At 53.3% G+C, this 13,658-nt stretch carries 13 protein-coding genes; 8 read left to right on the plus strand and 5 right to left on the minus strand.

The genetic code is table 11. The features are described from left to right. Positions 1-35: 35 nt before the first annotated feature. Together ispA and M0220_RS09175 are read right to left on the minus strand one after the other, a co-directional pair. Complete coding sequence (ispA, locus tag M0220_RS09170; RefSeq protein WP_264017432.1) at positions 36-932, minus strand: (2E,6E)-farnesyl diphosphate synthase; 897 nt, start codon at positions 930-932, stop codon at positions 36-38. Continuing rightward, complete coding sequence (locus tag M0220_RS09175; RefSeq protein ID WP_264017433.1) at positions 926-1,222, minus strand: exodeoxyribonuclease VII small subunit; 297 nt, start codon at positions 1,220-1,222, stop codon at positions 926-928. The genes ispA and M0220_RS09175 overlap by 7 nt, the downstream gene beginning before the upstream one ends. A 283-nt stretch (positions 1,223-1,505) precedes the next feature. On the opposite strand from M0220_RS09175, the gene serA reads away from it, so the two are divergent. Beyond that, on the plus strand, positions 1,506-2,750 hold the full coding sequence (serA, locus tag M0220_RS09180; RefSeq protein ID WP_264017434.1) for a phosphoglycerate dehydrogenase: 1,245 nt from the start codon (positions 1,506-1,508) through the stop codon (positions 2,748-2,750). Positions 2,751-2,837: 87 nt separating this feature from the next. Here serA and M0220_RS09185 read toward each other — a convergent pair whose 3' ends face one another. Next, positions 2,838-3,527, minus strand: a complete 690-nt coding sequence (locus M0220_RS09185; RefSeq protein WP_264017435.1) for a pirin family protein — start codon at positions 3,525-3,527, stop codon at positions 2,838-2,840. Positions 3,528-3,751: 224 nt separating this feature from the next. Between M0220_RS09185 and trhO the strand changes: the two genes are divergently transcribed. The 5 genes from trhO (at position 3,752) to ybiO (ending at position 9,680) form a co-directional block, all read left to right on the plus strand. Continuing rightward, on the plus strand, positions 3,752-4,711 hold the full coding sequence (gene trhO / locus M0220_RS09190; RefSeq protein ID WP_030071091.1) for an oxygen-dependent tRNA uridine(34) hydroxylase TrhO: 960 nt from the start codon (positions 3,752-3,754) through the stop codon (positions 4,709-4,711). A gap of 106 nt (positions 4,712-4,817) precedes the next feature. Beyond that, complete coding sequence (locus tag M0220_RS09195) at positions 4,818-5,624, plus strand: enoyl-CoA hydratase (protein ID WP_264017436.1); 807 nt, start codon at positions 4,818-4,820, stop codon at positions 5,622-5,624. Positions 5,625-5,741: 117 nt separating this feature from the next. Then, on the plus strand, positions 5,742-6,563 hold the full coding sequence (locus tag M0220_RS09200) for an IclR family transcriptional regulator (protein ID WP_264017437.1): 822 nt from the start codon (positions 5,742-5,744) through the stop codon (positions 6,561-6,563). A 46-nt stretch (positions 6,564-6,609) separates the two neighbouring features. Next, positions 6,610-7,041, plus strand: coding sequence for a YqaA family protein (locus M0220_RS09205; protein ID WP_264017438.1), 432 nt, complete (start codon positions 6,610-6,612; stop codon positions 7,039-7,041). A 248-nt stretch (positions 7,042-7,289) separates the two neighbouring features. Further along, positions 7,290-9,680, plus strand: coding sequence for a mechanosensitive channel protein (ybiO, locus tag M0220_RS09210; RefSeq protein WP_264017439.1), 2,391 nt, complete (start codon positions 7,290-7,292; stop codon positions 9,678-9,680). Positions 9,681-9,771: 91 nt separating this feature from the next. Here the strand turns inward: ybiO and M0220_RS09215 are convergent, their stop codons facing one another. Beyond that, positions 9,772-10,518, minus strand: a complete 747-nt coding sequence (locus M0220_RS09215) for an SDR family oxidoreductase (RefSeq protein WP_030071081.1) — start codon at positions 10,516-10,518, stop codon at positions 9,772-9,774. 203 nt (positions 10,519-10,721) lie between these two features. Between M0220_RS09215 and folK the strand changes: the two genes are divergently transcribed. Together folK and M0220_RS09225 are read left to right on the plus strand one after the other, a co-directional pair. Then, positions 10,722-11,168: a 2-amino-4-hydroxy-6-hydroxymethyldihydropteridine diphosphokinase gene (folK, locus tag M0220_RS09220; RefSeq protein ID WP_264017441.1), complete on the plus strand. Its 447-nt coding sequence runs from the start codon at positions 10,722-10,724 to the stop codon at positions 11,166-11,168. 78 nt (positions 11,169-11,246) lie between these two features. Continuing rightward, on the plus strand, positions 11,247-12,068 hold the full coding sequence (locus tag M0220_RS09225; RefSeq protein ID WP_318784681.1) for a flagellin N-terminal helical domain-containing protein: 822 nt from the start codon (positions 11,247-11,249) through the stop codon (positions 12,066-12,068). Between the two features lie 18 nt (positions 12,069-12,086). Here M0220_RS09225 and M0220_RS09230 read toward each other — a convergent pair whose 3' ends face one another. After that, the gene (locus M0220_RS09230; RefSeq protein ID WP_264017443.1) at positions 12,087-13,640 is read right to left on the minus strand and encodes a BCCT family transporter; all 1,554 of its coding nucleotides are present in this window, start codon (positions 13,638-13,640) and stop codon (positions 12,087-12,089) included. Between the last annotated feature and the right edge of the window lie 18 nt (positions 13,641-13,658).

The following is a 13,658-nucleotide window of genomic DNA, read 5'->3' on the forward strand; positions in this document are numbered from 1 at the left end:
GTTTTCATGGACGTTGCTTGTTTCATGGACATTGTTCAGTGGTCGCGCTCGATCATATAGTGGGCAAGGTCGGCCAGCGGTGCGGCTTGCTCGCCAAGCGGGGCGAGGGCGGCAATGGCCTCTTCAATCAGCGTAGTTGCTTTGTGCTGTGCGCCGGCAAGTCCCAGTAAGCTGGGGTAAGTCGGCTTGGCACGTGCAGCATCAGCACCAGAGATTTTGCCCAGCGTGACGGTATCTCCCGTCACGTCCAGGACATCATCATGAATCTGGAAGGCTAGACCAATGGCGCGGCCGTAGCGAATTAGCGCAGCAAGCCGCGGGTCATTTTCATCCACCGCCACCAACCCGCCTAAACGCACTGCGGCCACAATCAGCGCGCCGGTCTTATGGGCATGCATATGGGCCAGTGCGTCCACATCCGGGTGGCCGCCTACGGCGGCTAAGTCTAGCGCTTGGCCTGCGACCATCCCTGCCCGGCCTGAGGCCACGGCCAGCGTGGTTACCATGCTGCCAAGCCGTGGATAGGGTTGGCTGGCGAGCACTTCAAAGGCCAGTGCCTGTAGCGCGTCTCCCGCTAAAATCGCGGTGGCCTCATCAAAGGCTTTATGCACCGTAGGCTGGCCGCGCCGCAGGTCATCATCGTCCATGGCGGGTAGGTCATCATGAATCAATGAGTACGCATGGATCAGCTCAATTGCAGCGGCGGGGGCGTCCAAGGCATCTTCACGCGCCCCTAGTGCGTTACCAGCTAGGTAAACCAGCAGTGGCCGCAAACGTTTGCCACCTACCAGTAGGCCGTGACGCATCGCGGCTTCAAGGCGCGGCGCAACGGCTGGGTGGGTGTCAAACAATGCTGAGAGTGTGGCGTCAACCCGTGCGTTACTCGTGTGGCGCAGCGCCGCCAGTTGAGAAGCATTAGCAGTCGTTACCATGGCGGCGTTTCCTCGCTGTCGTTGCCAAGATCAGTGGCGTCGTCCGTCTCTGGTCCTGCCGCAAAAGCGGTAACGTCAAGCTTACCCTCGCGGTCTTCACTTAATGCGCGTACTTTTAGTTCGGCGTTATCGAGACGCTGTTGAGCGTCACGAGTGAGACGCACACCCCGTTCAAAGGCGGTCAGTGCGTCCTCCAATGAGAGTTCGCCGGACTCAAGGCGTTCCACAATGGTTTCAAGTTGTGAAACCGTTGCAGCGAAATCTTGCGCAGGTAGAGTGTTATCGCTCATTGGGTAAGGCCTACTATTTTGCTGGTGCCCTGATGCTGATTAAGGGCGGCGAACGTGGCTATAGCCGGGTTATCAAAAAATAAACGCCCAGTATACACCGAGCTAAGGGGGTGGCGTCTGCCCTCAACCTTGGTCAATTCTTCTACTTGCGGCTAGTTCATCTTGTAAACGCACACTTTTCATCATCTCAAGACGCCGAGAGCGGTCGTGGCTGTGCTACTATATGGGCCTTCCGTGAACCGATACACGGCGCATGCCGCCGACCATAGAGGTTGATTCAGCCATGGCCAAAACGTCCCTGGACAAGAGCAAGATCAAGATCCTGCTGCTCGAGGGCGTCCACCAAAGCGCGGTGGACAATTTTCACAACGCAGGTTACGAAAACATCGAGCACCTGCCGACCTCGCTAGATGAGGCGTCGCTGATCGAAAAGATTCGCGATGTTCACTTTATCGGCATTCGCTCACGTACGCAGCTCAATGAGCGCGTATTTGAAGCGGCAGAAAAGCTGGTGGGCGTTGGCTGTTTCTGTATCGGAACAAACCAGGTTGATTTGACGGCAGCCCTTAAGCGTGGCATCGCGGTATTTAACGCGCCGTACTCGAATACTCGTTCGGTTGCAGAGCTGGTGCTGGCAGAAGCCATTATGTTGCTGCGGGGTATTCCCGAAAAGAACGCTCGCGCCCATCAAGGCGGCTGGCTGAAATCGGCGAAAAACTCTCACGAGGCGCGGGGCAAAACCCTGGGGATCGTAGGCTACGGTAGCATTGGCGCGCAGCTCTCAGTATTGGCTGAATCGCTCGGCTTTAATGTCATTTTCTATGATGTGATCACTAAGCTTGGCATGGGTAATGCCAGTCAGGTAGCGAGTCTTGAACAGCTGCTACAGCGCTCAGACGTGGTCAGCTTGCATGTGCCTGACTTGCAGTCCACCCGCTGGATGATTGGCGAGAAAGAGATTGCGGCGATGAAGCAGGGCGCGATCTTGATTAATGCCGCACGTGGTAGCGTTGTTGAGATTGAGCCACTGGCAGACGCGATTAAAGCAGGCAAGCTGAATGGCGCTGCGATTGATGTTTTCCCAGTAGAGCCGAAAGGCAATGATGAAGAGTTCCAGAGCCCGCTGCGCGGCCTGGAAAATGTGATTCTGACACCGCATATCGGTGGTTCTACCCTGGAAGCTCAGGAGAACATCGGTATTGAAGTGGCTGAAAAGCTCATCACCTATTCAGACAACGGCACCACGGTTACTTCTGTTAACTTCCCAGAAGTTGCGCTGCCTGCTCACCCGGATAAGCATCGCTTGCTGCATATTCATGACAACGTGCCCGGCGTGCTATCGCAGATTAACCGCGTATTGTCTGAAAATGGCATCAATATTTCAGGCCAGTACCTGCAAACCAACGATAAAGTGGGCTACGTGGTCATTGATGTTGATAAGGCCTATGGCCCTCAAGCCCTAGAAGCGTTGAAACAAGTAGATCACACGCTAAAAATTCGCGTGCTGTACTCGGCGCATAACAGCTAGATGCTGCTGTCAGCGTAACCGTCTAAAGCGGCCCCTTCTTGGGGCCGTTTTACTTTACTTAGGGCGTTTTGCGCTTCAGTGGCTGGCTTAAGCTAAGTCAAACAGCAGCACTTCGGCGGGCTGCTTGCCGGTCACGCTGAACGTTTCACCCGGTTGAAACGCAGCAGCGTCACCAGTGCTTAGCGTTTCACCGTTAATATCTACCGTGCCTTTCACCACATGCAACCACGCATAGCGCGTAGCGGGGGCATCCACTTGTTCGCCCGCGTCGAACAACCCCGCGTAAAGGTTAACGTCCTGGTTAACGCTTACCGACCCTTCGCGACCCTGTTGAGAAACCACTAGGCGCCACTGTCCTTGGCGTTCAGTGGCTGGAAAGGCTTTCTGCTCATAACTAGGGGCAATGCCGCGCTTGGCAGGCTCAATCCAGATTTGCAGGAAGTGCAGGCCGTTCTCTTTTGAGTGGTTAAACTCGCTATGCAGCACGCCAGTACCTGCGGACATGCGCTGTACATCGCCTGGCCGCATGACTTCGCCGTTACCCATATTGTCGCGATGCTCCATTTCCCCTTCCAGCACATAGGAGATAATTTCCATATCCCGGTGAGGATGGGCGCCAAAACCGTTACCCGGCGTTACCCGGTCTTCGTTGATCACCCGCAGCGCTCGGAACCCCATATAGTTAGGGTCCCTATAATTGGCGAACGAGAAAGTATGGTATGAACGCAGCCAGCCGTGGTCGGCATAACCGCGCTCGTTAGAACGGCGGATGTGCATGATGTACTCCGAAAATATTATAAAGGAATGGTCTCAATATACGCCCGCTTGCTTAGCGCGTGGGGTGAAGCTTTTTAGACGGTCAGATCGAATAAATCGATGAATGACCATCAAGCCCCTAGCTATCAGCAAGCAGAGCAGCACGTTGCCTAAATTGTTTGCTAAACTATGCGCGTTTATTTACCCGGTCCGCCCTTTGCGAGGGCGACTACCAGGAGTATTCCATGACGGAAACCACCCAAATGCCGCCCATTGTGGTCGCGGCGCTGTATAAATTTGTTACGCTGAACGACTTCGAAGCGCTGCGTGAGCCGCTGCGTCAAGTGATGGTCGATAACGATGTTAAGGGCACACTGCTGCTGGCTAAAGAAGGCATAAACGGTACCGTAGCCGGCACCCGCGATGGCATTGACGCCCTGCTGGCCTGGCTGACCGCCGATCCTCGCTTAAGCGATATCGACCACAAAGAGTCCTACTGCGACGAAACGCCGTTCTACCGCACGAAGGTGAAGTTGAAGAAAGAGATCGTCACCCTGGGCGTGCCAGATATTGACCCCAACGATACCGTGGGTACCTACGTTGAACCAGAAGATTGGAACGCCGTGATCTCTGACCCGGAGGTGCTGGTCATTGACACTCGTAACGATTACGAGGTGGCGATTGGTAGCTTTGAGCGGGCAATTGACCCGAAAACGACTACCTTCCGTGAGTTTCCTGAATACGTGCGCGAGCACTACAACCCGGAACAGCACAAGAAAGTCGCCATGTTCTGCACCGGCGGTATCCGCTGTGAAAAGGCTTCCAGCTTTATGCTGAAAGAGGGCTTTGAAGAGGTCTATCACCTAAAAGGTGGCGTGCTGAACTACCTCGAAAAAGTGCCGGAAGAGCAGTCGCTATGGCGCGGTGAGTGTTTCGTGTTTGATAACCGGGTCACCGTGCGCCACGACCTCAGCGAAGGTGAACATGAGCAGTGCCACGCTTGCCGTATGCCCATCTCGCTTGATGATATGCAGTCGTCGGCCTACGAGCCGGGCATCAGCTGCCCTCACTGCATCGACACCCTCCCCGAGAAAACCCGTGCTGCCGCCCGCGAGCGTCAACGCCAAATCGAACTGGCTAAGGCCCGTGGCGAACCTCATCCTCTAGGCTATAACCATCGCAAAGGCAGCCGCGCAAACACGTAACTCACAAGGCCTCCTGCTTTTCAGGAGGCCTCTTTGGTCGTATCTCGCCAACATTAGCTTTTGTACGCGCTAGACTGAGCAACACTCGACTGTCTAGGAGCTTTCTATGTCTGCCTCTTCAGATACGCCACTGGCGTCTTCAGATCTGCTGCAACGCACTGACTATCAAGGGGTAACGACCCTTACGTTAAACCAGCCTGAACGCTTTAATGCACTTTCTGAGGAGATGTTGGCGGCGCTGCAAGGTGCGTTAGATGACATTGCCCAGGATGAGCAGGTGCGCTGCGTGGTGTTGGCCGCGAACGGCAAGGCATTTTGCGCAGGGCATGATTTAAAGCAGATGCGTGCAAACCCTGAAAAAGCCTACTACCAGGCGCTGTTTGCTCGCTGCGGCGCGGTGATGCAGGCCATTGTTAACTTGCCTGTTCCTGTGATTGCTAAAGTTCAGGGCATTGCGACAGCCGCTGGCTGCCAGCTCGTCGCTAGCTGCGATTTGGCTGTAGCGGCTAGCAGTGCCCGATTTGCCGTGTCAGGGATTAATGTGGGGCTTTTCTGTTCGACACCTGCAGTAGCGCTGTCGCGCAATGTATCGCGAAAGCGAGCCATGGAAATGCTCCTGACTGGGGAGTTTATCAGTGCCTCCCAGGCCGCGGACTGGGGACTTATAAATCGCGTTGCCGAAGAGGGCGAGCTTGATCGTACCGTGGAAGCGCTTACTGCGAGTATTTGTGCCAAAAGCGCAGTGGCGGTACGCACTGGGAAGGCGATGTTCGCCCGTCAGCTAGCTATGCCGTTAGAGGAAGCCTACGCTTTTGCTGGCGAAACCATGGCGTGCAATATGCTGGCAGACGATGTGGCCGAAGGAATCTATGCCTTTATCGAAAAGCGCCCACCCCAGTGGCGTCATCGCTAATAAGCTCTGCGCTATCATTGGTGGAATTTGTTTCCGTAAACGCGACAGCGGCCCCGCTGGCGCGTTATCCTCACTCACTTTATGCCTTCAGGAGAGGCGCCTTCAGGAGAAAGTAAGGTGAGTGATGTTAAGCGCAGGTCAGTCGGACGTCCGGCAGGGGCCACCAAGGCGAGTGGTGGGCACAGCCAATCATTAGTGCGAGGCCTCACGCTGTTAGAGTATTTGTCGGCCAGCCCATTAGGGTTAGCCCTGTCAGAGTTAGCGGAAATGGCTGATTTGGCACCCTCCACCACTCACCGCTTGTTGCAGGCGCTACAGAGCCAGGGGTTTGTAACTCAAGAGAGTGAGCAGGGGCTTTGGCGTATTGATGTTAAAACCTTCCGTATTGGTAACAGCTTTTTAGAAGCACGCGATGTCGTCACCCAAAGCAGGCCTTTTTTGCGCCGTTTAACCGCAGAAACGGGCGAAACGGCAAACTTGGGCATTCGGGATGGTGCGACGGCGGTATTTCTTGCCCAGCATGAGTCGCCGCAGATGATGCGTATGATTACTCGTTTAGGCTCTCGGGCGCCGCTGCATGCCTCCGGGGTGGGTAAAGCCTTACTGGCCTGGATGAGCGAAGACGAGCGTGCCCGTCTACTTAAAGGTTATGACCTTGCCCGGGTGACTGAAAATACCCTGCATCAATCCGATGAACTATTGGCCGAAATGGCGGCTATTCGCACTCAGGGGTTTGCCTGTGACCGTGAGGAGCATGCGGTGGGCTTACACTGCGTTGCTGCCTGTATTCACGATGAACACGGTACGCCGCTAGCGGCCATTTCCGTGTCTGGCCCCATGGCACGCATTCCTGAAGAGCGCTTGCTAGCGCTGGGTGCATTAGTGCGCACAATCGCTAACGAAATCACCTTACAACTAGGTGGCCAACTGCCCCAATAAGCAGTGCTTTGCTCATCAGTGATGACTGATAAAGGCGGCTCTTATTATGTTTAGCCTGTTCTGGGTGGCGCTGGCTAGCGCCACCCTGCTACCGGGTGGCTCAGAAGTGTGGCTGGCTCGGTTGTGGTGCTTAGGTGAGCCAGCGCTCGGACTTTGGCTTGTCGCCACCGCTGGTAACACACTAGGCAGTATGATCAATGTGACGCTGGGGCGTTATGCTCGCCAGTTTCAACATCGCCGCTGGTTCCCAGCGTCGCCGGCTGGCTTAGCGCGGGCAGAGCATTGGTACAAACGTTTCGGCGAAGTCAGCTTACTGCTTTCCTGGGCACCCGTTCTTGGTGACCCCCTCACTGTGCTCGCAGGCGTTTTTAGATTGCCCTGGTGGCGTGCGTTACTTTGGATTGTGGTCGCCAAGGGGGCACGCTATGGGCTGCTGTTGGCGTTAGCCCACCAATGGCTGGCGCCGCTTTGTGGTTAGGTCTAAATGAAAAGGCAAGCTTAAGTAACATTAATGTTACTGGTGTTGACAAAGCGAGTGGCGAGCCACGCTCTTTTTCTCATGTTACCCTGTTTATCTTTATACAACTCTTGCACCCACGTGGAGTGCAATGTGAATAGGGTGCACTATGATGTGCATAAACGAATGATGTGCATAAAACGATGATGCGCATAAGACGAGTTAGTAATGATATTGAGTAAAAGACTCACCCAAAGGGAGGTTTAGGTGTGACGCCATTACGTTTATTCCCCTGGCTAGGCGTCTGGTTAGTGATGCTATTTGCCTTTCTGACAACGCCTGCGTTGGCTCAAACTACGCTAAGTGCAGGAAGCGAAGACACCGCTAACGCAGAAGAAAAGCCCTCTTATTCGGCACTGGCCGATCTGCTAGAGGATGATCAGGCGCGCCAAGAGCTGATTGAGCTGTTGCGAAATCAAGCATCCGGGTTACCCAATGAGTTGACCAGCGAGCTGTCACCTCAAGCTGCTGCACAGGGGAGCGATATTGCCCCTGAAGATGTATCGCTGCCTCGCCAGCTTGCTGAGCTGACCAGCCGCGTGGTCGGTGATGTTGGCGGGCAGATAGAGCAGGCAGTGGCCGTTATCGGTGGCCTGTTTACTGGTCAAGGTACTAGCACGTTCGACATGGCCGCGTTCGTTAGTGCTGCGATTAACTTAGGTATTGTGATCGTTGCGACCTTCGCAATATTTATACTTTTCCGTCGTTTGGCGAAATCATTATTTACTAAGATAAGTGGTTGGTCTCAGCAAGGCAGTGGCTTAACACCTGTGCTGCGGTTAGTGCTGTGTGTTGCCATTGCCGCGGTAGTCGACGTTTTACTAGTAGCTTTCGCCTACGTTGGCGGTAACTTAGTAGCAGCGTTTGCGGTGGGTGAAACCGGTGAGCTTTCCACCCGCGCTTCGTTATTCCTCAATGCCTTCTTGGTTATTGAGCTGCTGAAGGCCGGTGTGCGTATGCTGTTCTCTTCACGCTATGAAGGGCTGCGGCTGCTACCAATTTCAGCGCAAGAAGCCTCCTACTGGAACCGCTGGCTGGCGCGCTTAATTGGCATGGTTGGTTATGGTTTAATGGTGGTTGTACCGCTAGTTAATTTCTATATCGCAGCCACCCTCGGCCAAGCAGTTGGCACCTTTATCATGCTGTTGGCGTTCATTTATGCCGTGGTGGTCGTGCTTAAAAATCGGTTGCGCCTGCGTGACAACCTGAACCTAATGGCTGGGCGCTCCACATTAACTGCTAGCCGGGTCTCACTACAGTTATTTGCTCGCACTTGGCATTTGTTTGCGCTGTTCTACTTCTTGATGGTGTTCGTACTGACACTGATACGCCCTGGCGATGCACTGCCGTTTGTCCTGTTTGCCACCTTGAAAACACTTGCTGCCGTGGTTATCGGTCTTTTAGTCTCGGCGTTTCTTACGCAAACGATTGGCCGTCGTATTCAGCTATCCGATGACCTGCGCCGCAAGTTGCCCCTGTTAGAAGTGCGCTTAAATAGTTATGTACCGAATGCGCTGCGTGTGCTGCGTACGGTCATTGTGGTGGCCGTTATTATGGTGGTGCTAGATGCCTGGGGAGCGTTCGACCTAGCCTCTTGGTACGCCTCAGAACGTGGCGCTAACCTCGTTGGTAAATTGATCAGCGTGGCGGTTATCTTAATTGTTTCGCTAGGTATCTGGTTAGGCTTGGCAAGTTTGATTGAGCACAAACTCAACCCCGAAACCGGCCACGGCGAACCCTCAGCGCGTGCTAAAACACTGCTAAGTTTGTTCCGTAATGCCTTGGCTATTGCCATGGTGACGATTACCGGCATGATCGTGCTATCGGAAATCGGTATTAATATCGGGCCATTGATTGCCGGTGCAGGTGTGCTAGGCCTTGCCATTGGTTTTGGTGCCCAAAAACTAGTGCAGGACGTTATTACCGGTGTTTTCATTCAGGTAGAAAACGCCATGAATACTGGCGATGTAGTGACCGTTGGCGGTGTCACAGGTACCGCTGAGCGACTCAGTATTCGCTCAGTGGGTATTCGCGATCTGTCGGGCACTTACCATATCGTGCCGTTCTCCAGTGTTGATACTGTGTCTAACTATATGCGTGAGTACGGTAATCACGTTGGTGAATACGGTATTGGCTATAACGAAAGCATTGACGAAGCAATTGAGCAGCTGCAGCTGGCGTTTGAAGATCTGCAAGCCAGCGAAGAGCATGGCCATAAGCTGTTGGCCGATCTGACCGTTGCAGGCGTTACCGCACTGGCTGATAGTTCTGTCAATATTCGTGTGGTGATCAAAACCACGCCGGGCGATCAGTGGGGAGTAGGCCGTGCCTACAATCGTTTAGTGAAACTGCGTTTTGATGCGGCCGGTATCGAGATACCGTTCCCGCATACCACGCTCTATTTCGGTGAAACGAAAGGGGGGAAAACACCACCCGCTAATGTGCGCGTGTTGGATTCCACCGCTGAACGGAAAAAGGTAGAAACATCGCCAATCCGTGAGGGAAGCGAACCGTCAACAGGACAGTCAGGTCAGTCAACTCAGGCTACCAGTGAGCCTGACCATCTGAAGCCTGATCATGATGACGTTGACGATGTTTAAGTCGTAACGGCGTGTCATCACTGAAGACGCGATGAGAGCGTTGATACTAGGGCTGCCTGCGGGCAGCCCTAATTTTTTGGGCGTGTGGCTATCAACCTAGATAATTTTCGGAATGACGCCCTTCAAGGTTGATTGATTCGCCGCCGTCAACAAACAGAATTTGTCCAGCAACAAAATCATTGTCTAATAAATAGTGCAAGGCTTGTACAAGGTGGGCTGGGTTGCCCTGGTGCTTAACCGGAATACCTTCAATACGCCATTGAATATAGTCGCTGGTGCGTTGAGAGGCGGGCAGCACCACGCCGGGGGCAATACCGTTAATACGCAGACGAGGTGCAAATTCTAATGCCGCCATGCGTGTCATCTCGGCAAGACTCTTTTTGGACAGTAAATACGCCGCATAGGGGTATTGGTGATAAGCCACTTTATTATCAATAATGTTGATGACTTGCCCATTTTCTACGGCTTCTGAAAAGTACCGCGTCAGTAACAAAGGCGTAAACATGTTGACCCTAAATTGGGTTTCCAGCATGGCTATATCGGTCTCTGCTATGGGCGAAGGTTCATAGGCAGAGGCGCTATTAAGCAGCACACTAAGGTTCGGGAAGTGCTGTTTGGCAGTGGTAATAAGTGCTTGAGGCGAATCGCTCAAGAAATTGCATGGGACTATTTCACAGCGCTGACCCTTGGCGCGAATCGTCTTGGCAACGACTTCGGCTTCATCACGTGAGCTGTTGACGTGTAAGGCAATATCATAGCCTTTATCTGCAAGGGCTTCAGCGAAATAGCGGCCTAGGCGCGTTGCGCCGCCAGTAACGAGTGCTGCAGGTGTGCTCATTCAAAGTTCCCCAAGGTGGAGTCATGGTTCATCGTATCGCGCGTTAAGTAGAACTTTCTGCGTGAGCGTAGCGTTTGTCAATAACTTGTACAGGGCTTGAACAAATTAGCAGGCCAGCTAATCTTATCAGTCACCTTAAATGATTCAGAGTCAGTTATTGCCTTATGCGCTTTGCGCTATGCCCCCTAGATTAGGATGCAGCTATGCCACGAATGCCGTTACACACGCCCACCAATACGGCCCACCATGAATGCTTAATCTCTCTGGGCACTAACATTGAACCAGAGCGCCACTTTAATGAAGCGTTGTCCATCTTGAGCAGTGAATGCGAGCTTATCGCACGTTCAGAGGCGATCCGCACGGCGCCAGTGGGTTACCAGCATCAGCCGGACTTCCTGAACTCGGCGCTACTTGTGCGTACTTCTCTGGACCACGATGCCTTTCGCGCTTACTTAAAAGAGGTAGAAAACCGACTGGGACGGGTGCGTGGCCCCATCAAATCAGGGCCGAGAACGATGGATTTAGATATCGTGGCATGGGATGGGGAGGTCATCGATGACGGTTACTATCAACACAGCTATGTGCGTCGTCCGGTAGATGACGTTCTTGCTGCTAGTGGTCGCAGCCTAAAGCAACGAGCACATTCATGATTTTCGTCTAGCTGCCGATAATAGGTCTATAGCCGCCACTGTTGACATGGCGAGGCTAGCCTTCTTCGGAGACGCGTGTTGCTCAGCCTAAATACGAATTTGATGTCTCTTGTCGTGCAGAACAATCTGCGTGGCAGCCAGCAGGCCATGCTCACTGCCATGGAGCGTCTCTCTTCTGGGCTGCGTATCAATAGTGCCAAAGATGACCCTGCTGGCCTGGCGATTGCCAACCGCATGGGGGCGCAAATTCGTGGTATGAACCAAGCCATTCGCAATACCAATGATGGTATTTCCATGGTGCAAACAGCGGAAGGCTCGCTCAACCAAATCAACGATAATTTACAGCGTATCCGTGAACTGAGTGTACAAGCAGCTAATGGTACTAATGCTTCCGAGGATCTTGTTTCCATTCAAGACGAAATTGATCAGCGTTTAGAAGAGATTGATCGTATTGCCGAGCAGAGCAACTTCAACGGCATTGGTTTTTTTGATAGTACCAAGGCGGTCAATATTCAGGTGGGTGCTAACGATGGCGATAGCATTGCGGTGCGCTTTGCAGCCATGAATAGACAGGCACTGGGGCTGGAAGGGTTTAGCGTGTTAGACGGTGGCAGCGCAACCGACGGCCCGCTAAAGGCAATGGATGACGCGATCAAACAGGTGGATCGCCAGCGGAGTTATTTAGGCGCGGTGCAAAATCGCTTCGAGAGTGTGATTGATGGACTCAATACCAACATTATTAATACGTCTGCCGCTCAGTCACGCATTCAAGATGCTGACTATGCCAAAGAAGTCTCTAACCTAATTCGCGCGCAAATTCTGCAACAGGCCGGTATCGCTATTTTGGCACAGGCTAACCAGCAGCCGCAGATGCTTCTACGACTGCTGGAAGGGTTATGATAAAAGAGCTATCGACGGTTATTCGATAATGCCTTGTTCACGCGCCATGGCGTAGGCCGCTTGTGGGCCATTCCACAGTGATGGTAGCAAGATGAGTGAAACAGGAATCGCCGTAATTACAATAAACTGCTGCAACGCGCCAATTTGACCGGCCCCCATATACAGCAGCATCGCCGCCATTAGCGCCATGGCAATCCCCCAAAAGGCACGCACGTAAGGGTTAGGATCATCATGGCCGGCACCCACAACGGCAATGGCGTAGCTCATAGAATCGCCGGTAGTGGCGACAAAAATGGTGGTTAGTAATAGAATCGCCAGCGCCATCCATGTGCCGCCGGGCAGGGCTTGGGCCACGGTGAGCGTCGCTACATCAAACTGGAAGTTATTCAGCGCCTCGGTCAGATCAATTACGCCCGTGAGCTGATAATAAATGCCCGATCCGCCCAGCAGGGTAAACCATATTGTAGTCGCAATAGGGGCGAGTATCGCCACGGCAAGAATCATTTCGCGAATACTACGCCCGCGTGAAATACGCGCCACGAAAATCGCCATCAGCGGTGCATAGCCAATAAACCAAGCAAAGAAAAACACTGTCCACCACTGCATCCACCAATCGGGTGCGGTATCCGCAGTCATGGTGGCCATGGTGAAGAACTCGCTCACGTAAGCGCCCATGCTAGACACATAGGTGTTAACCAAAAACAGCGTAGGGCCAAATACAATAATCACCGCGCCGATAGCGAGGGCCAGTAGCACATTAAAACGGCTGAGCAACTGGATGCCTTTATGTACACCACTCATGGAGGAGAGCACGTAAATACAACCCAATACCGCAAGAATAATTAGCTGTCCTGGATAGCCTTCGGGTAAGCCGAACAGTTCGTGTAAGCCAAAGCTGACCTGGGTGGCCAGAAACCCGATGGGGCCGACCGTACCGGCTACCAACGCAATCACGCAGCAGGCATCTACCACGCCACCAAGCGGGCCGCGCATGAGGCGCTCGCCAAATACGGGGTAGAGCAGCGTGCGTGGCTGCAGAGGCTGGCCTTTTACATAGTGGGCATGAGCAAGCACCACCGCCGTTAGCGAGCCCAGTACAGCCCAGGCTAAAAAGCCCCAGTGCATGAACGATTGGGCAAGGGCGCTTGAAACAGCATCAGCAGTGCCCGGTTCAGTATCAAAGGCGGGAGGCGTTACCACAAAATGATAGACCGGCTCTCCGGCGGCAAAAAATACGCCACCACCTGCTAATAATGTACAAAGAATGATCGAAAGCCACTTAAATGTGCTCATTTCTGGTGCGTCGAGATTGCCGATTTTAGCCTTTGACGCGGGCGAAATGGCCACTCCAATAGCAATGAAAAAAGTTAATAAAAGTAGTAGTTGAAAGTAGCTGCCAAGGACTAGGGCCGTCCAGGCAAAGCCCGTACTAATTGAGTCTGCGACTAGGTCGACGTCGTATAAGGAGAGCGCGAGAAACGCAACGATGAAGCCGATGCTGAGCACCAGCACGATGGGGTCACCAAGGGAAAACCGTGAAGGACCCTCGCTATTGTGGGCAGGTTGGTTCATTAAGAACACCTATTTTGA

It is taken from the genome of Halomonas qinghailakensis (assembly GCF_025820815.1).
Lineage (GTDB): Bacteria > Pseudomonadota > Gammaproteobacteria > Pseudomonadales > Halomonadaceae > Vreelandella > Vreelandella qaidamensis.

Coding starts and splice junctions, on each gene's coding strand:
- ispA (WP_264017432.1), bottom strand. CDS start 932: ATGGTAACGACTGCTAATGCTTCTCAACTGGCGGCGCTGCGCCACACG.
- M0220_RS09175 (WP_264017433.1), bottom strand. CDS start 1,222: ATGAGCGATAACACTCTACCTGCGCAAGATTTCGCTGCAACGGTTTCA.
- serA (WP_264017434.1), top strand. CDS start 1,506: ATGGCCAAAACGTCCCTGGACAAGAGCAAGATCAAGATCCTGCTGCTC.
- M0220_RS09185 (WP_264017435.1), bottom strand. CDS start 3,527: ATGCACATCCGCCGTTCTAACGAGCGCGGTTATGCCGACCACGGCTGG.
- trhO (WP_030071091.1), top strand. CDS start 3,752: ATGACGGAAACCACCCAAATGCCGCCCATTGTGGTCGCGGCGCTGTAT.
- M0220_RS09195 (WP_264017436.1), top strand. CDS start 4,818: ATGTCTGCCTCTTCAGATACGCCACTGGCGTCTTCAGATCTGCTGCAA.
- M0220_RS09205 (WP_264017438.1), top strand. CDS start 6,610: ATGTTTAGCCTGTTCTGGGTGGCGCTGGCTAGCGCCACCCTGCTACCG.
- M0220_RS09215 (WP_030071081.1), bottom strand. CDS start 10,518: ATGAGCACACCTGCAGCACTCGTTACTGGCGGCGCAACGCGCCTAGGC.
- folK (WP_264017441.1), top strand. CDS start 10,722: ATGCCACGAATGCCGTTACACACGCCCACCAATACGGCCCACCATGAA.
- M0220_RS09230 (WP_264017443.1), bottom strand. CDS start 13,640: ATGAACCAACCTGCCCACAATAGCGAGGGTCCTTCACGGTTTTCCCTT.